The 22,356-nt window shown below is 38.3% G+C and carries 16 protein-coding genes and 4 tRNA genes; 10 read left to right on the top strand and 10 right to left on the bottom strand.

Annotated elements, in window-relative coordinates:
• The first annotated feature begins 129 nt into the window (after positions 1-129).
• The 5 genes from B4Z90_RS04210 to B4Z90_RS04190 all read left to right on the top strand — a co-directional run bounded on the left by B4Z90_RS04210 (position 130) and on the right by B4Z90_RS04190 (position 8,054).
• A complete protein-coding gene (locus tag B4Z90_RS04210; protein WP_286801454.1) occupies positions 130-1,074 on the top strand; it encodes a hypothetical protein in 945 nt (314 codons plus the stop codon).
• Positions 1,075-1,266: 192 nt separating this feature from the next.
• The gene (locus B4Z90_RS04205; RefSeq protein WP_201639475.1) at positions 1,267-2,217 is read left to right on the top strand and encodes a HamA C-terminal domain-containing protein; all 951 of its coding nucleotides are present in this window, start codon (positions 1,267-1,269) and stop codon (positions 2,215-2,217) included.
• The gene (locus B4Z90_RS04200) at positions 2,217-4,748 is read left to right on the top strand and encodes a DEAD/DEAH box helicase (RefSeq protein WP_201639476.1); all 2,532 of its coding nucleotides are present in this window, start codon (positions 2,217-2,219) and stop codon (positions 4,746-4,748) included. Before B4Z90_RS04205 ends, B4Z90_RS04200 begins: the two co-directional genes overlap by 1 nt.
• 175 nt (positions 4,749-4,923) lie before the next feature.
• The gene (locus B4Z90_RS04195) at positions 4,924-6,243 is read left to right on the top strand and encodes a hypothetical protein (protein WP_201639477.1); all 1,320 of its coding nucleotides are present in this window, start codon (positions 4,924-4,926) and stop codon (positions 6,241-6,243) included.
• Between the two features lie 356 nt (positions 6,244-6,599).
• Complete coding sequence (locus B4Z90_RS04190) at positions 6,600-8,054, top strand: recombinase family protein (protein ID WP_201639478.1); 1,455 nt, start codon at positions 6,600-6,602, stop codon at positions 8,052-8,054.
• A gap of 363 nt (positions 8,055-8,417) precedes the next feature.
• Here the strand turns inward: B4Z90_RS04190 and B4Z90_RS04185 are convergent.
• The 4 genes from B4Z90_RS04185 to B4Z90_RS04170 all read right to left on the bottom strand — a co-directional run bounded on the left by B4Z90_RS04185 (position 8,418) and on the right by B4Z90_RS04170 (position 13,013).
• Positions 8,418-8,501: transfer RNA gene (locus B4Z90_RS04185), tRNA-Leu, on the bottom strand.
• A 74-nt stretch (positions 8,502-8,575) separates the two neighbouring features.
• Entirely contained in the window at positions 8,576-9,454 is an 879-nt protein-coding gene (locus B4Z90_RS04180; protein ID WP_115047823.1) for an exopolyphosphatase, read from the bottom strand.
• A 364-nt stretch (positions 9,455-9,818) separates the two neighbouring features.
• On the bottom strand, positions 9,819-10,361 hold the full coding sequence (locus B4Z90_RS04175; protein WP_070570475.1) for a hypothetical protein: 543 nt from the start codon (positions 10,359-10,361) through the stop codon (positions 9,819-9,821).
• Between the two features lie 75 nt (positions 10,362-10,436).
• Positions 10,437-13,013 carry a phosphoenolpyruvate carboxylase gene (locus tag B4Z90_RS04170; RefSeq protein ID WP_201639479.1) on the bottom strand — a complete coding sequence of 859 codons (2,577 nt, stop codon included), beginning with the start codon at positions 13,011-13,013 and terminating at the stop codon, positions 10,437-10,439.
• 384 nt (positions 13,014-13,397) lie between these two features.
• Here B4Z90_RS04170 and B4Z90_RS04165 point away from each other — a divergent pair, with 384 nt between their 5' ends.
• The gene (locus B4Z90_RS04165) at positions 13,398-15,590 is read left to right on the top strand and encodes an FUSC family protein (RefSeq protein WP_286801452.1); all 2,193 of its coding nucleotides are present in this window, start codon (positions 13,398-13,400) and stop codon (positions 15,588-15,590) included.
• A gap of 31 nt (positions 15,591-15,621) precedes the next feature.
• On the top strand, positions 15,622-16,602 hold the full coding sequence (locus tag B4Z90_RS04160; protein WP_201639480.1) for a YpdA family putative bacillithiol disulfide reductase: 981 nt from the start codon (positions 15,622-15,624) through the stop codon (positions 16,600-16,602).
• Here the strand turns inward: B4Z90_RS04160 and B4Z90_RS04155 are convergent.
• Positions 16,595-17,212 carry a TetR/AcrR family transcriptional regulator gene (locus B4Z90_RS04155; RefSeq protein WP_070570468.1) on the bottom strand — a complete coding sequence of 206 codons (618 nt, stop codon included), beginning with the start codon at positions 17,210-17,212 and terminating at the stop codon, positions 16,595-16,597. The two genes, B4Z90_RS04160 and B4Z90_RS04155, sit on opposite strands and share 8 nt — an antisense overlap.
• A gap of 104 nt (positions 17,213-17,316) precedes the next feature.
• Here B4Z90_RS04155 and murB point away from each other — a divergent pair, with 104 nt between their 5' ends.
• From murB to B4Z90_RS04140, 3 genes are all read left to right on the top strand, one after another.
• The gene (murB, locus tag B4Z90_RS04150; protein ID WP_083296138.1) at positions 17,317-18,333 is read left to right on the top strand and encodes a UDP-N-acetylmuramate dehydrogenase; all 1,017 of its coding nucleotides are present in this window, start codon (positions 17,317-17,319) and stop codon (positions 18,331-18,333) included.
• A 262-nt stretch (positions 18,334-18,595) separates the two neighbouring features.
• On the top strand, positions 18,596-19,105 hold the full coding sequence (locus B4Z90_RS04145) for an RNA polymerase sigma factor (protein ID WP_070570464.1): 510 nt from the start codon (positions 18,596-18,598) through the stop codon (positions 19,103-19,105).
• A gap of 31 nt (positions 19,106-19,136) precedes the next feature.
• Positions 19,137-19,382, top strand: coding sequence for a cytochrome b5 domain-containing protein (locus B4Z90_RS04140; protein WP_201639481.1), 246 nt, complete (start codon positions 19,137-19,139; stop codon positions 19,380-19,382).
• Here B4Z90_RS04140 and B4Z90_RS04135 read toward each other — a convergent pair whose 3' ends face one another.
• The 5 genes from B4Z90_RS04135 to mgtE form a co-directional block, all read right to left on the bottom strand.
• On the bottom strand, positions 19,383-20,297 hold the full coding sequence (locus B4Z90_RS04135; protein ID WP_201639482.1) for a PfkB family carbohydrate kinase: 915 nt from the start codon (positions 20,295-20,297) through the stop codon (positions 19,383-19,385).
• A gap of 57 nt (positions 20,298-20,354) precedes the next feature.
• Positions 20,355-20,428: transfer RNA gene (locus tag B4Z90_RS04130), tRNA-Asn, on the bottom strand.
• 88 nt (positions 20,429-20,516) lie between these two features.
• Positions 20,517-20,590, bottom strand: a tRNA-Asn gene (locus B4Z90_RS04125).
• Between the two features lie 50 nt (positions 20,591-20,640).
• Positions 20,641-20,714 (bottom strand) — tRNA-Asn (locus B4Z90_RS04120).
• Positions 20,715-20,960: 246 nt separating this feature from the next.
• Positions 20,961-22,337 (bottom strand): magnesium transporter, encoded by a 1,377-nt coding sequence (mgtE, locus tag B4Z90_RS04115; RefSeq protein ID WP_201639483.1) that lies wholly within the window; start codon positions 22,335-22,337, stop codon positions 20,961-20,963.
• Positions 22,338-22,356 lie beyond the last annotated feature (19 nt).

The following is a 22,356-nucleotide window of genomic DNA, read 5'->3' as shown; positions in this document are numbered from 1 at the left end:
TTTCGCAGATTGTATGTATTGTAGTGAATTTGTTTGTAGTTTACCTTCTCATATGGCCTAAATTATAGAAATGGCTCATTTAATTTTTTTAAATTGCTACCTTAACTTATCGCTCAACAAATGGAAAAAATGACTAAACACCCCTTTTTACAGGTTTTGGAAATGACCTTTTCGAAATCTGCATACCAAGACTTAGAGTTAAATTACTATCCTAAAGTAGACGCATATAGGAAATGGCTCTGCTTCAGCGATTACTGCATCGATGACAAAAATAAGCCTAATGACGTAATTACCTTTTCTTTGATGCCCTACATTCATGATATAGAAGAACTCTCTTCACATATCAAATTAATAGTGCCGAAAGACATCAAAAATGCGAGGACAGTAAGTAAAGAATATATAGATTTTTTAACACACTATCCATTAATAAATTTTTCGTTTATCATTAACGACAGAAAGAAATTTTTTGGGAAGGATAATATCATTTTTACCGAATCCCTAATAACCATCTACTCCCAGGCGAAAGAACAGTATATTATCTGGATTAAAAACCAGCCAGAAAAAACCGATTATTATCAGAATGTTATTAGGAAGATTAACCTAACAATTCAACAGATAAAACAAGGCAACAAGATAAAGCAAATCTACGCTGCCTTCTTGATCACTTATCTTGGTGCATTTGTTTCTGGATTAATCGTTAAGAGAACGAGAGCGGAAATTTTTGGTTGGCTTTCAGATCGGGATGCTATTCATGAGGTCTCAGACCTTCTGGCAATAGATCTTTTTGAGTACTTTATGTTCGGCTTCAGTGAGATCGAAAATTGCCAATTCACCGCTGCGAAAGCGACAAGTACCGACAAGCCGTTTTATGATGAGCTCTTAAAAATCCCCGATTATGTTGCGGGAACTCTAGCTGATTATAACCCGAACACTGGGACTATCAGTAAACCGAAATTTGACACTATCTTAACGGATTACATAGCTGATAATAAGCATAATAACTTTGTTTTTACAATCGAAAGCAAAGATGGTATGATCAATTGCTCAAGAATAGCAATTCACAAAAAATTATAATCAAAGTTTGAAGGTAAATAACATTAAACTACATACAACCCAGGAACTCAACACTTCGAGATGCTCACTATTTCATAAGAAAATTTATTATGTTTGTGATACTAAATATGCTCGCATGAAAAATCTGAACTTAAAACCATCTTATCTACTTCAAATATTTGAGCTTGTATGCAACCAGTCGAATTATAAGAGATGAGTCAAAGAATAGAAGACGCAATAAACAGATTATTGATCAATTCAAAGGGAGAGATTAAATCAAGGATTGCAGAAGTCGTTTCCCACGTTAATCTAACTGATACCTCTACAATATGCCATTGCTATTGCTTAAAGGTGGACGCAAACAATAATTTAAGACTAAATGATCTTATCGACTTTATCGATGAAAAAATCCTTGAATATGCTATTCCTAAGAAAGAAATAGATGAGGCAAGGGAATATTTGGCTCAAACCAATTCAACAGCCAAGATTGTACGACTAAGAAAGAAAGCAGAAGGATTGTTCACCGATCTTGAAAAAACTGGTGAAGGCGGAGAAATTCTATTGTATATACTGGTTCAGGAATTTTTAAAAATCCCTCAATTGATCAGTAAAATGTCTCTGAAAACTTCCGGTCAATTACATTATCAGGGAGCTGATGGCATTCATGTAAATTACGATGGCTCCAATTCTACCTTGAATCTGTATTGGGGAGAGTCGAAGATGTATAGCAGTATGAATGATGCGATGGGTAAATGTATGGAAAGTCTGAAGGGCTTTTTATTAGACCCACAATCATCAGGTTCTGTGCAAGAAAGGGATTTACAGCTTATTACCGCCAATATATCTGCAAATGTAAATGATCCTGATTTGGAAGATGCGCTGGTTCGGTATTTTGATAAAGACGACGACATGTCTAATAGCATAGTTTATAAAGGTCTATGTTTTATCGGTTTTGATATTGGAAACTACCCTGCCGACAAAATTCAAAAAACTACTGAGGTCGTTATCGATGAAATCAAAAAAGAAATCCAGGCTTGGCAAGATACTTTGGTTAAGAAGATAAAAAACCACAATAATCTTGAACTAAAAGAAATTCATGTGTTTTTACTTCCTTTCCCTTCGGTAGCGGAATTTAGAAGAATTTATTTAGAGACGATCAAGTAATGCTGGCCGATAAACTATTTAAACTAAGAAGCTTTCAGAGGCAGTATGAAGCCTTGTTGACGCTAAGTGTTAGCTCTAGTATTCCTGAATTGGTTTGGGAAAACCAAAAAGAAAATCTTGTTGCGGTTATAGATTGGAATAATATACTTGGAATAGCCAGTGCCTTGAGTTATTCTGATCAGAACGAGCATTTAGATGCTGCATTAAGAATTGCACAAACAGCCATTAGTGAGGACGGAACTAACACAGCGCAAAAAGAGGGAGCGGCTGTAATCCTCCAAAGTCTGACGAACAAACCCGCTATTAAATTGGCGATTGAACGTGGGAGGATATCCCAAAACTTTGAAGAACATTTGCCACTACCATTGAAACTTCAGAAATTACGTTCAGATTTCGAGAACTCCATTACATTAGGCGGTCAAACCGTTTCGTTAAATAAGTTTCAAACACGAGTACACAATAGTTACCTAGAAAATGATGCCATAAGCATATCCGCTCCAACCTCTTCTGGTAAATCATTTATCCTTTGCAGCATTATTATAGAAGAAATGCTAAAGGCCAACAGAAATATAGTCTACTTAGTGCCGACACGGGCACTGATTGCGCAAGTAGAAGATGATCTTCGCACATTATTGGATAAATACAAGCTTTCTACGGTCAACCTTACTACTGTTCCCCAATATGATTCACTACAATACGATTCCAATATATTTGTCTTTACCCAGGAACGTCTTCACTGGTTTCTTATCGAGCACAAAGATTTTAGGCTAGATATCATCATCGTGGATGAGGCGCACAAGATAGAAGATCCATACAGGGGTATCCTTCTTCAGCAGAAATTAGAGGAGGTCATTTCAGCCAATCCCAGTGTGAAAGTATATTTTTCAAGTCCTTTTACATCAAATCCAGAACTATTGCTGGAGAGTATATCTATAAGCGGAAAAACAGAGCCAATTAACACACAGTTTATTGCAGTTAATCAAAACCTAATTTATTGCACTCAAGTTCCTCGAAAATCGAACCTATGGGAATTGAATTTATCACTTGTTGATAAAGTAATAAAGCTTGGTACTTTACAAATGACCGATAGACCGACGACTGAGCTAAAAAAAATGGCTTTTATGTCGGTGGCATTTTCGGGTAACACGACAGGAAATATTATATATTGTAATGGTGCTGCTCAAGCCGAAGATATTGCACTTGTATTATATGATAAGCTGTCAGGTGAGCCGACAGCTTCTGAAAGGGTAAAGCTTCTAATTGATCTTGTCAAAAAAACCGTCCATGCAGATTATCGTCTTGCGAAGGTGTTGGAAAGAAAGGTGGCATTTCATTACGGCAACATGCCCCTGTTGATTAGACAGGAAATTGAAAATCTATTCAAAGATGGGGAGATAAAATATCTAATCTGTACCTCAACCCTACTTGAAGGGGTTAATTTGCCAGCAAAATCCATATTTATTAGAAAGCCGAAAAGAGGTAGCAAGACACATCTCAATCAAAGTGATTTTTGGAACCTTGCGGGGCGTGCAGGACGTTGGGGAAAAGAGTTTAGCGGAAATATCGTATGCATAGAACCTTGGGACTGGCAGAATCCTCCTAATCCTGAAAAAAAGAAACAGAAAATAATCAGAGCGCTTGACATTATTGAAGCCAAGCAGGCGGAATTAATTGAATATATCGAGGCAGATACTCCAAGGGTCATCGCTGAAACCAGGCAAGATCTTGAATTTGCTTTTGGCTACTATTATGCCAAATTTATTCATGGCAACATAACTGAACATACGAATCTCGAACCAAGACTTATTGAATTATTTACTGAAATCAGAGATCGGATTCAACTTCCTAATGACATCATCACTCGAAATCCTGGAATTTCTCCATTGGCTCAGCAAGACTTACTGGAATATTTTCGCTCGAAAACCGCTGAAGCGGAAACGTTGATACCTGTTTACCCTGAGGATGAAAACGCCCATGATGAATACATTAAATTAGTTGGACGTATCGGAAAAACTTTATCAGCATATCCGGCACAACTTAATACAGCGAGGTCGATACTTCTGATGAACTGGATGTCCGGCAAGCCTTTGTCATATATAATCCGGGCTGCTTATAATGCCTATCAGCGGAATGAGAAGTATGCCTATATAAAAAATATACACGTGGTGATAAGAGAAGTTATGGATAATGTGGAAACATTTGCCAGATTTCGGTTCGCAAAGGATTCAAGTTGTTATGTAGATATATTAAGGTTCTTCCTAAATGAATGTGCTAGACAAGATTTGCTTGAATACATCCCTCAGCTTAATCTTTGGCTAGAATTTGGTGTGTCCCAAAAGACCCACCTTTCATTATTATCCTTAGGACTCACACGTAATACAGTCGTGGAGCTGTCTAATTATATAACCAATACAAATATGACCAAGGATGAAGCTTTACAATGGATTATTGATCAAGATATGACGCAATTTGAGCTGTCGCCAATAATACTGGAAGATATTCGCTCCAAAACTACTAAGGTTATCGAATAAGCACAGCAATTGTGGCCGAATAAGCATGATTACTTTAAGCAAATCTGTAAATCGTTGGAAGGTACCGTTTCCGTACATTTTTAGTTGTGTGTTCAGTGCATATCATCATTAATATATTGGTTTTTGCGATCTTATTCATAAGATTTAATTCTCCAAAGATTTATATATTAGCAATATGAACATTTTAGAAATCGGAAATAGCCTTCAGAGCCGTTATACCAGGGAGACAAAATTTCTCTCGAACACTTATTTTCTAGACGCCGACATTTTGATCATTGACCTTGATGCGGTGTTTATGGAATTCTATGACCTTTTTGTTCATGACGGAATTACAGACAAAATAGTCAGAGTTGATACTTATACTAAATTTTTAGAACAGGTCGAGGGAAGAAAAGAAGAACTTCATAAATATTTCAAAGGCGGTGGAAATCTGCTTTTGTTCCATAGTGACCGATCTCTCAAAAAATTCAAGATTAAGGACGGAGAGACTACAACCGAAAACGAATTTGATTTTTTGACAATTTTCGGTCTGACAGAAAAGGAATTCTCAACAAAGGAAGTAACTGGACACAATACCACAAACGATGACTCATATGATGTTTTCTTTGAAGAATTTTATCCTACCTACGAAGTGGTCTATACCAAATACAGGGGAAGACCTATTGCTAGTGTAACAAAAACAAACGAAGCGGTAGCATTGCGTATACCTTTTGAAAAAGGGAATATCGTTATCCTCCCAAAAATTGAACTGACCTACGAAGATGGTGAGGATGACGAATATCGTTTTCACAGATTCTGCAGGGCACTTGAAGGAATTGACGCCATACTTAAAGAGCAAAAGGCTGATACAACTGAGGTAAAGCTACCCGAATGGGTAAAAGGATATCATATCGGAAATGAAAAGCAAGAAATTGAACTCCTTGACGACTTGCTTAAAGAAGCGGAAGAAATCTATGAGCGTATAGAACTGCAGGAAACAAAATTGAAAGAATATGACCAGCTGAAAATGCTGCTGTTCGAAAGTGGGAAAAATTTGGAAGCGATGGTCGAAAAGATCTTCGACGCATTTGGTTATGAAATCCTGGAATCGGTAGCGAACAGGGATGATGTCATAATCAAATACAATGATGAAATTGCAGTAATCGAAGTCAAGGGGGTCAATGGTTCTTCGGGTGAAAAGCAGGCGGCGCAACTTGAAAAATGGGTTAGCGAGTACACCATCGACCACGGAGTTGTTCCAAAGGGAATTTTGATCGTAAATGCATTCAGGGACAAACCGCTCGATGAAAGAACCGAAAAAAGTTTCCCAGAGCAGATGCTCAAATTCTCAAAGAGAAGGGATCATTGTCTTTTGACAACAACACAGTTATTGGACCTATATCTATCCTTTACCAATGCTGATGTTACATTTGAGCAAATACACGCGATTCTTTTCAAAACTATAGGAGTAGTAGATCAAGATATTACGATGATCAAAAAAAATGATGTGGAATAAAAAGCCGACCAATTAATTTTAGCGACACGTAAACAAAATAACCAACCATGCACGTAAGCAAGCAGAAGTTGGGCAAAGCCCTACTTCTCTCGCCCCATTTGCCAAAAATGGGATTGTGAGTATCCTCTGGGGATACTCTTAAGCTCAAAAATAAAATTACATAGGCGTTTGGTATACTAAGTAGTATATTAATTAGATGGTTGCTAGTTTAAACAAATACAAATGTCATTATTTCCTTTTTCAACAGATACTACAACAAGCGAAATTCAAAATAAACAAATTACTCATACCATGTCCTGTTTTTAAACCCTTCTCCTCTTTGTTTGTTCAATATTTGAAAACAAATTTTTTGGGTCATGAACTCAGCTTACATATATGTCCGTGTAAGCACGGATGAACAAAAAAAGAAAGGGTATTCCCTACCCGAACAGGAAGACAGGCTATTAAAGTATTGCAATTATAACAACATAGAAGTAAAAGGCATTTACCGTGAAGATTTCTCAGCGAAAAACTTCAATCGTCCTGAATGGAAAAAATTGATTAACGTAATAAAAAGCAGCCCTAAACAGCAGAAAAACAATATTATTTTTATAAAATGGGATAGATTTAGTCGGAACATAGAATATGCCTACGAAATGATCGGTATACTTCGAAAATACAGAACCACTGCGACGGCTATTGACCAGCCAATAGACTTTTCTGTACCAGAAAGTACGGTAATGTTAGCAGTATACCTATCTATTCCTGAAGCTGAAAATAGGAGACGTGCTTTGAACACAGCAAACGGTATACGAAGGGCAAAACAAATGGGGAGATACCCTGGAAAAGCCCCAGTGGGTTTTCTTAATATAACAGAGATAGATGGAAGAAAAGCAATAGTTCCCAAACAGCCGGAAGCAGGAATCATCAAATGGGTATTTAATCAATTAGCCAAAAACACTTGTCGCATCGAGGACATTAGAAAGATAGCTGACGATAAAGGATTAAAATGTTCAAGGTCTTATTTTTTCAAGCTCATCCGTAATCCTGCCTATTGCGGTCTCATCCCAATAAGGCTAACTAATCAGGAAGAATACATGGTTAAAAGTAATCATATACCATTAATAACGGAAACACTATTCTACGAAGTTCAAAGAATTGTGACCACAAAAAGAAAAATAGAAACTAAGAATGAGAATCTAAGTGCTATATTTTTTCTCAAAGGATTTTTAAAATGTCCTATATGTGGCCGAAAGCTCTCCGCTAGCTTTTCTAAAGGGTATTCGAAAAGATATCCATATTATCATTGTAAGGGGCGATGTCCAACAAGAATCAATGCAAACCTGCTAAATACGAAGTATGAAGAAGCGCTCCTAAAATTGAGATTATCAACAAACGCCCTTCCTATATTCAATTACATTCTAAAAGACTGGAATACAAATACTCAAAAAACAAGCTATGAACGAGAAAATCGTCAGCTCCAAAGAAAACTGAAGGATGCTGAATTAAATCTATCTCAAGTTCGGAAGCTATTTATTTCAGGCATATTAAAACTAGAAGATTATACCGACTTGAAGAAAGAATATCTGATTAATATCCATTCACTGCAGAGAGAACTTCAGAATACCAACACCAAATTAGATAATATAGAGAAACGGTTATTGAGGAGCAATTGGCCCTTAGAAAATATCATGAAGGGATTTTCGGAAATGGATACTACTGATAAAAAACATGTTGTATCGTTATTTCCACCTACTCAGATCAACTTTAAATCAGGAGGTATTTTAATAAAACCAGATCCCGCACTATCAAAATTATTATTACATCAATAAATTATTAGTGTTATGAATTTTATTGACAAAAAAATTTCAGTCCAGCGCGCCATCTCGATTCTAGAAAAGAATGAGATCATCGTAGATGAACAAGAAGCCAATATTATACTTGATTTTCTATATCTTATAGCTAAGAATTACAATAAATCCACAAAGTCAAAAAAAATTAGATCCTTTAGGAGATTTCGAACTGGAGAAAAAGCGCCTTAATAACGCTATAGACTCACTTTTCAGCCTAATAGGAATTAAATACTAAAATTTTTGTATCAAAAAATCGAACTGCGCAGGTCGTTTTTAACAATCTGAATGACAACATTTCTGAGCATAAAAAAGGAGACAACTATTGACTAGTGTCTCCTTAAGTGCCCAGGAGCAGATTCGAACTGCCACGCCCATGCGAGCGCCACCCCCTCAAGATGGTGCGTCTACCAATTTCGCCACCTGGGCTCATATTCACCTTTGGTATCACAAAAATAAAGATTTTTCGCTCTTTTACAAGTCGAAAATCGCTTTTTACAGCATTATTTTACTAAATTCCTATTGATCAAGGTTCTAATTACACCGTCGACAAGCCCAACCCTTGGAACAATGATTTGTTTTAGACGACCATGCTTCATAATCGTTAGAAAAATCTCACTCGCAGGAATAATGACATCGGCACGATCTTCGTTTAAACCCAATAAGATAATGCGTTCTTTCAAAGAAAATGAAGATAAATGCTCATACACGGCTTTTAATTTAGCATAGGATAATGGTTTATCCAATTTTTCATTGGAAAGGCGCGCAAGCTTATTAATATTGCCGCCAGTACCAATACCAACCACTTGCTTATACATATGCGTATTGCTACGTACCCATTCCCTCAGTTCATCCCAGGTTTCTGCCTTGTCCTGATTGTCGAGGATACGGATTGTGCCCAAGTTGAAGGACCTGGAATTAACCAAAACACCATTGGCAAATAACGATAATTCTGTACTACCCCCACCTACATCAATGTAAAGGTAAACTTTGTCCTTTTCCATCTTATTATCCCAATGGCTATTGTAAATAATCTCTGCCTCCTTTGCCCCTTCTATAATATCGATGTTGATACCGTTTTTCTTGACCTCCGCAACAATATCAGCGCCATTTCGTGCATCACGCATGGCCGAAGTCGCGCAGGCCATATAATCCTCCACGTTATAAACATCCATCAACTCCCGAAAGGCCTTCATCGTTTTAACCAAACTCTCGGCTTTCCTAGGTGAAATTTCCTGATGAATAAACGCATCATCCCCCAAACGAAGTGGAACACGTAACAGTGTATTTTTCTTAAAATTATATTGGTCTTTCTGTCCAATAATGTCAGCTATCAAAAGACGGACTGCATTGGAACCTATATCTATTGCGGCGTATCTCACTTTATATACGATTTCATTAAATTACGCTAAAATAAACACAGTTATTAAAAACTGTGTTATATAAATGTTAAGTTATCATTAATTTAACAAATAACAAACGATTATTCCAGGGAATTCTTGTGTACACAACACTGATATGTCTTACAATAACTAAAATTTCCATTTTATCAAGAATACAAACTCATTTCCTGCCAAAATCATCTCGCTGGCAATCAACTGAGTCGGAATACAGATAGCACATCCTATCGAAACTCAGTACCTATCACAATTCCATGCAGAAAATCTAGTATTGTCAACAAAAAAATCATAAAAAAAGGAATATTCATCTTAATGAATACTCCTTTCCTTTTATTTATCTTATTTCTTAGTGATGGTGTTCTTCAACTTTACCGCCAGCTAATTTGTAGATCTCTTCCACTTTTTTCAAAGACTCCTCCGAAAGGTGAATAACATCCTTGTTTGTATTGTGCTCTTCATGAGACAATCTAGTATTGATCTCACCTTGTTTTTCAACCACTAGCGCTAAAAATGCTTTATCATTGAATGCCGCTGTACTGTCCGAACCAATTGAAGCAGGAACTTGAAATGCAGGCACGCCACGTTGCGCATCGCCAACATGCAATTCTTTTGCTAAATTGTCCAATTCTGGTAACACTGTTGCGTAAGCTTCTTTAATCTTTGCAGCTACATTTTTCACCTCTGCTGAGGTAGATTGTTTTGCAGCTACATCAGCAAGATTTACCAAGTAGTTTCCATTTTCGCCAACGAATTTAATCATTGCAAAGGCATCACCATCCGCTAAGGATGCATTAGAGTATTGACGCTGTCTATCTGCAGCTGTTTGACCACAAGATGCAAATAATGTACCCGCACAAGCCGCAACAATAAATAACTTATTAATCTTCATATCAATTTTGTTAACTATACAAAAGTAGATAAAATATATGTTCTCCGAAACCCTATCCGTGAAAAGAAAGAAAAATTACGCAACATTTCTTCCGGCATTCACCACGCCAAAGATTGTACGCGCTATTAATTTCGAATAATCTTCACGTTGTGCATCAGTCAGCTGATCCGAATTCAATGCACGAATCGCAAAATGCTGTATAACCAATAACGGTAATACAATTCCCTCGCGCGCTAAAATAGACTCACGATCCACAGGATAGTTTTCCATCAATTTTGAGGTTCCGCTCAGCTTTAACAGATATTCTTTTGTTATTTGGTACTCGGCATACAAAGTTTTCCAAAAGTCACCATAAATAGGATCATCTTTCATGTATGCTGTAATATCAAAGTTGGACTTTGTCATCGACATCATACAATTGTCGATCAATGTTTGGAAAAATCCAGATGACACATACAATTGCTGCACGTCTTTCCAAAGGTTATTTTTTTCAGCCCATTGCAATGCTGTTCCGACACCATAAAACCCAGGAATATTTTGTTTCAGCTGGCTCCATGAAGTTACAAAACTAATCGCCCGCAAATCTTCCAATCGCAATTCGCGGCCTGAGTTACGTTTTACAGGTCTACTTGAAATATTGATCGACGATAGCGCTTTCAATGGCGACATCGTTTCCAGATAAGGTAAAAACAATTCATTCGTCCGTAGATCCATAAACTTATGATGACTTAGCTCAGCCAGCTTATCAATGATCTCCTGTTGATGTTTGGTTAAGGTATCGCCTACGCGTTGTTTCAAATCTGAAATAATTCCAGCGTGCAACAATTGCTCTATATTAAATCGTGCCGTATCTAAAGAACCATACTGACTACTGATTGTTTGTCCTTGAATCGTCAATTGAATATGATCGTTGGCAATCTCTTTACCCATCGATGCATAAAAACGCTGTGTCTTACCACCGCCACGTGCCGGAGGTCCACCACGACCGTCAAAAAACACCAAATCGACATCGTACTCGCGAGATATCGCCGTAAGTTCGATTTTTGCACGATAAATCGACCAGTTCGCCATCAAGTATCCACCGTCTTTGGTACTATCTGAATAGCCCAACATAATGGTCTGTTTGTTTCCTCTACGCTTCAAATGCGCTTTATACTCCTTGTTACTATACAAGGTTTTCATCACATCTGCTGCTCTCGTCAAATCATCAACGGTCTCAAACAAGGGTACAAAATCGATCGTTAAAGCATCCTTCTTCCATCCAGACCACAAGAATAACTGACGCAGTCCCAAAATATCACTTGCCTGTTGGCAATTGCTGATGATAAAGCGTTGCGCAGCTCGCTCAGAACCGGAACGTTGAATCTCCTTTAACAATTTGATCACACCAGATGTATCTTTCGTCAACGGATCTGCATCTTCTCCCACCGTTAAGTCAAGTTCTTTGAATTTTAATGCTTTTTGCTTATCATTTTCACTGAGCTCCAGATAATCCAATGGCATTCCAGTCTTTTCCTGATTGTGCTGAACCAGATAATTGGTAGCCTCACGTAATATCCGACTGTCTTGTCTGATATCCAATGTGGTAAAGAAACAACCAAAAGTCATCACTTTGCGGAGTAAGTCATCAACGATTTCTACAAAAAGTCCATTGTGATATTCCTCCAAAACATTTTTGATTGCTTTCAGATTTGTGATAATATTATCAGTTTCGTCTGCTGGATGTTCGACTGGATTAAAACTGTTTTCGTAGAACAATGTTTGGAGATTTTCCATATATTCCTCTACACCTCTAAATGTGATGCGCCGTCTAACAATACGAAAATCCCTATAGTAACATCTAAACAAAATGGTACGTAGCAATGCGGCAACTTTCTTGGTGCTATCAACACTTACGTTGGGATTACCATCACGGTCACCTCCAGGCCAAAAGCCCAGTTCAATCAATTGTTTGACTTCTTCGGTATCCACGTCCAATTCATCATCAATAAAAGACTGAATTTCCGATGCTACTTTATAAAATACGTTTTCCAAAAACCAAGCTAAGCTCGCAGCCTCATCAACTGGAGTCGGTTTATTTTTATTGATGAAAGGCGTTTTACCCAGTTGCTGTAGCAATAAATGTATACTATGGATATCATTGGTCTTGATTGCATCGATCAGGTCGTTGATAATACCCAATACTGGTCCCGGATAGAATTGCGTAGGATGTGCAGTCAACACAAGACGTACAGAAAAATCCTTCAATTTTGACACGATCTTACGGCGCATATCTTCGCTGCCCTCGGCATTTTTTATTAATGCCCCCAAGACATTTTCGTCATCGCCACGGCCCACCATCTGAAAGGATGAGTCTTCGATCGCATCAAATAAAACAACCTGACGCTCTATATATTGAACAAATCGAAACAACAAATCAATCCGTTGTTCTTCCGAAGAAAATTCCTCATGCTGATCGAAGAAACTTTTTATGATCTCATCAGGAGTTAAATGCTGATCCACACCCTTTTCACATTGCTTTGCAAAAAATGGTAATAAAGTACCTGTATCTTTAACACGTTGAAATGGCAATGTTAAAAACAAACTTTTGAAAAGCTCAAAGCGTGTCAATACCTCGTCCTGAAAGACGGCTTCATTTTTACTTTGCTTCATATTTAAATCTTTGAAAGTGGTCAAGAGAGTTTAGGTGACTCTTGAAAATTTGTAATGTCTCTGAAATAACCCTATGGCTCCAAATATAACAATATTATAGCTAAACAAATAAAAAAATATAAATTAATCAAAAAAACAATTGAAATATTATAAACATACTAACAAATTTTAGTAAATTTTCATTTTTAACACATTAATGCAATGCAGTATAGCAACGAAGACCTTGAGAACCTGATCCTGTTAAGCCCCGCTACAAAATGAACCATCCCTGATCTGACAGGAACGGAACAGCTATCTCGCTTTCATCCGTACTAAAAAGGCAAACATAGCCGAACAATTGTTTTTAATATGAAAAGCAATTTATCTAAGTTTGTACTATACATTATGAAACAGACACAAGAAATAAAAAGTTTTTTCTATAGCCAATATTTTGCGGATGGACTCCGAATTACCATCGGATGTATTGTGCCTGTCCTAATCTTTGCAACTATCGGGCAATTTACCAATGGAACCATTGTTTCCCTGGGAGCGCTCTTGGTAGGTCTCTCCGATACGCCCGGAGCACCTAGCCATAGAAGGAAAGGCATGATTGCGGGTGCGATTTTGACTACGTTAACTTTTATTTTAACCAATATAGTTAATCAAAATGTCTATCTACTGGCGATTTTTATCGGCGTAGCCTGCTTTATATTTGCCATGTTTGCAGTATTCAATAGCAGGGCCGCCAACGTAGGCCTTATGTGTATTCTGATGATGTTGATCCATGTGCAGATTCACTATCCTCTTGCTGAAGCCATCAACTATTTAGGCTTCTATACATTAGGTGGTCTATGGTATATCGCCATTAGTCTTTCCATCACCCAGGCACGCCCTTACAGGCTCGCCGAACAGGAGCTATCCGAAACAATTCGCTATGTGGCTGATTACATCCGGCTGAAAGCTAATTTTTACGATGCTAAAATTGATAACGATAAAAACTACCTCAAACTGATCGACAAACAAGTTGAAGTCAATCAGCATCAGGAAAACCTACGGGATGTATTGTTTCAAAGTAAACGATCAATTAAAGACACCACAAAGGTGGGACGTTATTTAACCCTCGTCTTCAACGATATTGTCGATCTCTTTGAGCAAAGTATGGCGGCACACTATGATTACAACACCATCAGCGAACGCTTTGGTCCTACCGGAATCTTGGAAGATTTCAAAAACGTGATCCTAAAATATACCAATGAGCTTGACAATTTGGCTTATCAGCTCAATACCAATACACAACCAAAACCACTGTACGATTTCGATTCGGATCTCAGTCGCCTTCACACTAAAATCGATCAGCTGGATAAAAATCAAGAGTATAGCACCTTTGCTTTACGCAAAGTGTTGATCAATTTGCGTGATTTGGTTCGCCGGATCAAAAATATCTATGGTTACTCGCATCTACAACCGGACGATGTCAAACGAAAAGAAATTGACGACGCAAAACGCTTTGTCCAAAGTTCTGCAATTGATTTCAAAAAGTTCCGCGAAAATCTTACTCTAAAATCCACGATCTTTCGACATGCATGCCGCATGGCAATTGTCATGTCGGTCACTTATTACGTGTTTGAGGTCACCAATATCACAAATAATGTATATTGGATTCTCCTGACTATCATGGTTATCCTAAAGCCTGGCTTCGGGCTCACAAAGGAGAGGAATATCCAGCGTCTAATCGGTACAACGATCGGTGGACTCATTGGAGCCCTCATCCTGTTAACCATTCATGACCCAACGGTCCTTTTCGTTCTACTGGTATTCTTTTTTCTGACGGCATATAGCTTATTCCGGGTCAATTATGTCATTGCCGTACTTTTTATGACCCCTTATGTATTAATTATGCTGAGCTTCGTCAGCGCCAATACATTGGACGTCACGAAAGAACGCATACTGGACACCTTTATCGGCGGCATGATTGCATTCTTATCCAGTTATGTTATTTTTCCAAATTGGGAAAGCATGCAAGTCAAGGAATCCATGCGAAAGCTACTGATAGCCAACTACAATTACATCTTTCAGGCATTGAAAGAAATTGCAGGCCAAGCGCCTTCCATCACCGACTACAAACTAACACGCAAGGCAGTCTATGTGGAAACAGCCAACATGGGTTCCACATTCCAACGTATGCTTACGGAACCCAAGAAACGTCAAAAATATAGTAAGGAAGTCAATAAATTCGTCATATTCAACCATATCCTAGCTTCTTTTTCGGTAACATTGATGAACCATCTCGACGAAATGGACAATAATTATATCAATAAGGACCATGTCCGGACGATTCGAAAAATATTAAGCTCCTTGGAGCAATCCATTCAGCTGCTGCATTCTGCCGATAGTGTCAATGCATTTGTTCCTTTGGCAATCGAAATTCCCAACGACCAATTTGATAATACAGATGTCAGTTCAGTTGATGGACAGCTATTGAGTGAACAGCTGGACTTTCTCAATAAAATTGCACAGGACCTGCATAAAATAGTCCAGGACCTTCACGCTAAAAGCACAGCAATGTCAGAAAATGAACTGCCTAAAGCTTTAAGCTGATTTATTCTTTAAAATTCTCGACATTTATACCATGAGCGATACGATAACACGGTACGACCTGATCATAGTTGGCGGCGGGCCAATTGGCTTAGCTTGCGCCTTAGAAGCCAAAGAAGCAAATTTAAACTACCTTATTCTCGAAAAGGGCTGTTTGGTCAACTCATTATATAATTACCCCCAAAATATGACCTTCTTCTCTTCTTCCGAAAGATTAGAAATAGGTGATATTCCATTTGTCACCACCAATTCCAAGCCAAAACGCATGGAGGCGCTGGAATATTACAGACGTATACAGCAAAAGTTCGCACTGGATACCCATCTTTTTGAAGAAGTACTGCAAATTAAGAAAGAGGACACGGAGTTTCTGGTCAGCAGTAGCAAAAGCATATACCTGAGCAAGAAAGTCATCATCGCCACGGGTTTTTATGACATACCGATGTTGCTCAATATCCCGGGCGAAGAACTTCCCAAAGTGAGGCATTACTACGACGATCCACATTATTATAGCAGCCAAAAGGTGATCGTTGTCGGCGCCAGTAATTCATCCATTGATGCCGCCCTTGAAACCTACCGAAAAGGAGCACAAGTTTCTTTGGTAATCCGCGGTAGCGAAATCAGCCGCCGGGTAAAATATTGGGTAAAACCTGATATTGAAAATCGAATTGCCGCGGGTGAAATCGATGTCTATTATAACAGCCACTTAACAGAAGTTACTCCAACTACTGCGCATATCCAAACCCCAGATGGTATCGTCGAACTCGATAATGATTTTGTACTGGCTTTAACCGGCTATCGCCCAAATTTTGATTTTTTGAAAAAGATCGGAATTGATATTCCCCAAGAAGCACCTTGCATTCCCAGCCATAATGAAGAAACAATGGAAACAAATATTGCCGGGATTTATTTGGCAGGTGTCGTTTGCGGTGGCTTAAATACCCACCTTTGGTTTATTGAAAATTCACGAATTCATGCCAAACAGATTATCGGACATATTCGCTCAACACTTACTTGAAGACTTGAAAACGTAAGCCATTTAAGAAGATTTTCATCATTTTCTTCTGTAAACTGAGAATATGATCGAATTCTTCTTTTGTTGGGAACAACATGTTTTTCATATCCTTTAATATGCCCATACGCATACCGAATAGTGAATACAAAAGAATCCGCGCAGTTTCATTGATATCTTCCACCTGTATCTCGCCGGCATCGATACCAATCTTGAGAATCTTCTCAATAATTTCTACCTCACGGAGATAAGACTCTTTGAACACCTGTTCCAGCTCGTCCGGAAGCTCTTTGACCATCTTCATGGTGTATTCAAATAAATTATAATACTGATTGATGATCTTGACACGCATATCAATAGAATACATCATGATCTCCTCAAAGTCACCCCCCTTATCAATGACCTCCTCGATATCCTCGATCATTTTATCAATAACGTATTCGAAAACTGCAGAATATAAGCTATTCTTATCCGGAAAATAATAATACAGCAATGCTTTTGAGAAATTGAGATCTTTAGCTATTTCCGACATTGTTGTCTTAGCCATTCCAAAATGTGAAAAGCGCCTCGTCGCAGCTTCTAGAATTTTGATTCTTTTTACATCTGCATTACCCATTAAACTTATATTTTTTATCGTTAAATAAACGGTTTATACTATCTTTACCGATTATCATGCTAAAGATAGCTGATTTTTTTGAATTTCTGAAAACTAAAGTCAATATGAAGTTAAACATTCAATCGAATATATCTTTAAAAGCTTTCAATACGTTTGGAATTGAAGAAAAGACAAATTTTCTAATCGAAGTGAATGACAATGAAACATTGACCGAAATTTTTAAAAATGGTATTTTTAAAGAGAACTTCTTTGTTCTTGGCGCAGGTAGCAATGTCCTTTTCACCAAAGCATTCGACGGCTATATTATTCGTATGACGAGCAAGGGCATACAGTCAAAAATTGATGGCGATGATGTCTATGTCACAGCGCAAGCGGGAGAAATCTGGAATGACTTCGTTTGGTATTGCATCGAACATAATTACGCTGGGATTGAAAACATGGCCCTAATTCCCGGCACTGTTGGGGCTTCACCTGTACAAAACATCGGCGCCTATGGTACCGAGTTAATGTATGTCTTTCACGAATGTCAGGCTTTCGATACACATACGGGCAACATCGCCACATTCAAAAAAGAAGATTGCAATTTCTCCTACCGCGACAGCATCTTTAAAACAGCTCATAAAGGACGGTTTATCATTACCCAGGTAACCTATAAGCTTAGCCGAACAGCTCATATCAATACAACTTATGGTGCAATAGAAGCCGAACTCGCTAAAGAAAATATAACCAACCCAAGTATTGCCGATATCGCAACCATTGTCTCCAAAATCCGCGTAGAAAAGCTCCCTGACCCGAGTACAGTGGGAAATGCCGGAAGTTTCTTTAAGAACCCCGTAGTTACAGCTTCGACTTTCGAGCCTCTTCAGAAAGAATACCCTACAATACCGCATTATCCAATGCCCAATAATGAAACAAAATTGGCTGCTGGATGGTTAATAGAACAATGTGGTTGGAAAGGAAAAGAATATGGACAAGCAGGTGTATGGAAAAATCAGGCACTTGTACTAATAAATAGACAAAACGCTACAGGACAGGAAATTTATAATCTATCGGAACAAATCATAAGTGATGTAGCCAACAAATTTGGCATTAAGCTGGAGCGTGAAGTTAATTTACTGTAAAGATTTAAAAAAAGTAAAAATATTTTTTTTAAATCTGAAAGCAAAAGAAAAACAGGCTTCACTTTAGTAAAATATCACTTTGAGCTAATTTTATTTACTTAAAGTTAGTCAACGCAAACGTTTGCTCCGCTTAAAATAATCTTAAAATTATATTAACAAATCTAATTTTGCCATTTTTGGCGCATTTTTTGCCTCATACTTAATGAACCGCATTTTATAAACGTACTGTTTTGTAAAAAGAACAGTTATAATTCATTAAGCTATGACAAAGAATGAATTTGACACCATGGTTATTGAGCAATCGGACTCATTAAAACTCTACGCCAGAAATTTTACCAGTGATTACGAAGATGCCAACGATCTCGTTCAGGACACTCTCCTGAAAGCTGTAACCTATTTTAAAAATTTCAAAGAAGGAACCAATTTGAAAGGATGGCTTTACACCATCATGAAAAACACGTTTATTAATAACTATAGACGTATTGTGAAAACCAACTCTTTCATTACGAAAGACGAGGATATTTCTAACGCTAACCTCCTATTATCCGCCTCCTCAAATCAGGGCGAAAGCAAATTTGTCATGGAAGACATCCATGAAGCTTTATCTAGTCTTTCCGAAGAATATTACATCCCTTTTTCATTGTACTTCGAAGGGTTTAAATACCACGAGATATCGGAACATTTAAATATCCCCATCGGAACGGTAAAAACAAGAATACATGTCGCTAGAAAATTAATGAAAAGATCACTATCGGCCTATAAAGTAGCCTAGTTTTTCTATCTTCGCCTTTTTACAATTACGAATGGCAGAAGAATTATCGGAATACAGCAAAAGCCAACTGGCTTTACGTAATGGTCAGGACAAACCACATATTTGGGTTGCCTATCGCGGATTTATCTATGATGTCGGAGAAAGTAGACTGTGGAAAAACGGAATGCATTACGAACATTGGGCCGGACAAGATCTAACTGAGGAGCTCCAAGAAGCCCCTCATTCAGCATCTGTATTTTCAAAATTTCAGATCGTTGGAAAACTGAAAGATCCATGATTATAAATTAAACTGAGATAGGGCAACAAAAGCATTCAAGCGCTTTTGTATGTCCTCTTCGGTCAGATCAACCAAGCGATCTGTACCAAATTTCTCTACACAGAATGAAGCTAGCGCAGAACCAAAAATCAACGCATTTTTCATGTTTGTAAAGTTTATACTTTTTACTTTGGCAAGATAGCCAATAAAACCTCCTGCAAAGGAATCCCCCGCGCCAGTTGGATCAAACACATCTGCTAATGGTAGCGCTGGAGCAGAAAAAATCTGATTCTCTCCAAAAAGAAGCGCACCGTGTTCACCTTTTTTGATAATTAAATATTTAGGCCCCATTGCTAAAATGGCTTTTGCAGCCTTAACCAGAGAATACTCTCCTGACAGCTGTCTCGCCTCTGAATCATTTATGGCTAACACATCAACCTTTAGAAGAACCTTTCTTAGGTCATCCATGGCAACATTCATCCAGTAGTTCATCGTATCCAGAACAACCAGCTTAGGTTTGTGCACCAAGCGCTCCAACGTTGTTAATTGTATTTGAGGTGTAAGATTACCCAGGAGAAGATACTCGCAATCCTGGTAACTTTCAGGAATAATTGGATCAAAATCAGCCAATACATTTAAGTCTGTCGCCAAGGTATCACGGCTATTCATATCGTTATGATATCTGCCTGACCAAGAAAAAGTTTGCCCACCAGTAATCACCTGAACACCCGTAACATCTATACCACGGCTCCTGATAAGATCGAGATTGTCATTTCCAAAATCCTCCCCAACAACACTGACCAATTTGATTTGATCACATAGATATGATGCCGCCAGACTAGCAAATGTACCGGCACCACCTAGAATTTTGTCAGTTTTACCGAACGGTGTTTCTATTGTATCGAAAGCCACCGTACCAATAATTACTAAACTCATAGTTTTTTAATAAGCATGGTAAACAAAAAAACCGGCATAAAGCCGGTTTCAATATTGCTCCTGAAGCTGGGCTCGAACCAGCGACCCTCTGATTAACAGTCAGATGCTCTAACCTGCTGAGCTATTCAGGAATTTATTTTTCGAGAAATTCCTTTCTCATAGAGTGTACAAAAGTAGTACATTTTAATATCATTTGCAAATAAAATATTTGCATTGTTGCTCCTGAAGCTGGGCTCGAACCAGCGACCCTCTGATTAACAGTCAGATGCTCTAACCGGCTGAGCTATTCAGGAATGAAAAATTGAATATTTTAAAAACTCCGGTTATGTAAGTTATTAAATTGCTCCTGAAGCTGGGCTCGAACCAGCGACCCTCTGATTAACAGTCAGATGCTCTAACCTGCTGAGCTATTCAGGAGTGTTTTTCAATTTTTCCGGAGACCCTATCGCGTTTCCGTGATGCAAGTATCGGAAGATTATTAGAATACTACAAATTTTTTGAGCACATTTTTTACAACTTCCTAAATTCCAATTAGAATAATTTATTTTTATTTTTCATACTGCTCCACAAAATCCCCTTTTCAGCACTTAAACCAACATTATCCTTCTTTTACGTTCAATAGCTATTAGCTGATCAATGGGCAATATTGTAAATTCAGTACGATTATAGTAGCACACCTTTCAAAATAAGCGTCGCTACACTAAAATAAATCAGCAAACCTGTTACATCGACTAATGTCGACACAAAAGGCGCTGAAGAACTCGCAGGGTCGGCTCCAAGCCGTTTCATCACAAAAGGCAACATAGACCCCGTCAACGACCCCCAGAGGACAACACCGACCAAGGACAAAGAAATAACCAATGCAACCAACACCCAATACTCACCATAGCTATGCGCAAAAGACTGCCATGCCATAATTCTTATAAAACCCAAAGCCCCCAAAATAAGTCCCAGCAGTAAACCCGACAGAATCTCTCTTCGCATCACACGCCACCAATCCCCTAAGGTAACTTCCCCCAAGGCCATCGCCTGAATAATCAATGTTGATGCTTGCGAACCGCTGTTCCCACCACTGGAAATAATAACGGGCATCAGCGCAAATAACATAATCGCACTTGCCATTTGCTCCTCGAAGTGCTCAATAACTGTCGCGGTCAAAAGTTGCCCCAAAAAAAGCACAATAAGCCATCCAGCTCTCTTCTTCACCAAGTTCTTAATCGACACATCCAGATAAGGTTCATCCAACGCCTCCGTTCCCCCGATACGTTGCATATCTTCCGTGTACTCCTCGTTTGCTACCCAAAGAATATCATCGACAGTCACAATCCCCAACATACCCCCCTGTTCGTCGACAACAGGCAAGGCCACGCGATTATTCATCCGGAAGATGTTGATTGCTTCCTCCTGGGGATCGTAAGCATTCAGCGAAATGAGACGATGATCGATCAGTTCGCCAACGACTCTATCTGGCTCCGCCATCAGCACATCTTTAATCCGAATATCATCAACCAGCTTCCCATTTCCATCAATCACATAGAGTACATCTATTGTCTCCGAATCTCTTCCATAACGCCTAATATGTCCCAATATTCGTTCAATACTCCAATGCTCTTTTACGGTAATATAATCGGGGGTCATTAGACGCCCAACGCTGTCTTCCGGATAGCCCAACAACGCCAATGCTTCAACACGATCTTTGGGTGGTAATAGTAAAATTAAATGCTTAATATCGTCCTTCATTTCTGAAAAAAAAGAAGTCCGATCGTCGGGCGGTAACTCGTTAATTAGTGCGCTAATTTTCGCTTTAGAAAGCTTCTTAAAAATCCTGTTTTGAGTAGGGAAATCCAGAATACGAAAAACGTTAACCGCGCGATTCAAATTTAATGATTCAATAAATAGTGAACCATGTTCGGGCAACTCATCAATCAGCTCCTCTACTTCTGAAATATTTAATTCATTCAAAAATTCTTCCAGCCCAACAAGGTCTCCACTTGCTATCAATTGCTCTATTTGATTCACCTGCATTTCCAGTTCTTCCATATCTCCTATCAATTTAAAA

Source organism: Sphingobacterium sp. UBA5639 (genome assembly GCF_002421245.1).
In the GTDB taxonomy this organism is placed as follows: domain Bacteria; phylum Bacteroidota; class Bacteroidia; order Sphingobacteriales; family Sphingobacteriaceae; genus Sphingobacterium; species Sphingobacterium multivorum.
This window is presented reverse-complemented; position numbering and strand designations above follow the sequence as displayed.

Coding starts and splice junctions, on each gene's coding strand:
- B4Z90_RS04140 (WP_201639481.1), top strand. CDS start 19,137: ATGGCAGAAGAATTATCGGAATACAGCAAAAGCCAACTGGCTTTACGT.
- murB (WP_083296138.1), top strand. CDS start 17,317: ATGAAGTTAAACATTCAATCGAATATATCTTTAAAAGCTTTCAATACG.
- B4Z90_RS04135 (WP_201639482.1), bottom strand. CDS start 20,297: ATGAGTTTAGTAATTATTGGTACGGTGGCTTTCGATACAATAGAAACA.
- B4Z90_RS04210 (WP_286801454.1), top strand. CDS start 130: ATGACTAAACACCCCTTTTTACAGGTTTTGGAAATGACCTTTTCGAAA.
- B4Z90_RS04175 (WP_070570475.1), bottom strand. CDS start 10,361: ATGAAGATTAATAAGTTATTTATTGTTGCGGCTTGTGCGGGTACATTA.
- B4Z90_RS04160 (WP_201639480.1), top strand. CDS start 15,622: ATGAGCGATACGATAACACGGTACGACCTGATCATAGTTGGCGGCGGG.
- B4Z90_RS04170 (WP_201639479.1), bottom strand. CDS start 13,013: ATGAAGCAAAGTAAAAATGAAGCCGTCTTTCAGGACGAGGTATTGACA.
- B4Z90_RS04155 (WP_070570468.1), bottom strand. CDS start 17,212: ATGGGTAATGCAGATGTAAAAAGAATCAAAATTCTAGAAGCTGCGACG.
- B4Z90_RS04165 (WP_286801452.1), top strand. CDS start 13,398: ATGAAACAGACACAAGAAATAAAAAGTTTTTTCTATAGCCAATATTTT.
- B4Z90_RS04195 (WP_201639477.1), top strand. CDS start 4,924: ATGAACATTTTAGAAATCGGAAATAGCCTTCAGAGCCGTTATACCAGG.
- B4Z90_RS04205 (WP_201639475.1), top strand. CDS start 1,267: ATGAGTCAAAGAATAGAAGACGCAATAAACAGATTATTGATCAATTCA.
- mgtE (WP_201639483.1), bottom strand. CDS start 22,337: ATGGAAGAACTGGAAATGCAGGTGAATCAAATAGAGCAATTGATAGCA.
- B4Z90_RS04200 (WP_201639476.1), top strand. CDS start 2,217: ATGCTGGCCGATAAACTATTTAAACTAAGAAGCTTTCAGAGGCAGTAT.
- B4Z90_RS04190 (WP_201639478.1), top strand. CDS start 6,600: ATGAACTCAGCTTACATATATGTCCGTGTAAGCACGGATGAACAAAAA.
- B4Z90_RS04145 (WP_070570464.1), top strand. CDS start 18,596: ATGACAAAGAATGAATTTGACACCATGGTTATTGAGCAATCGGACTCA.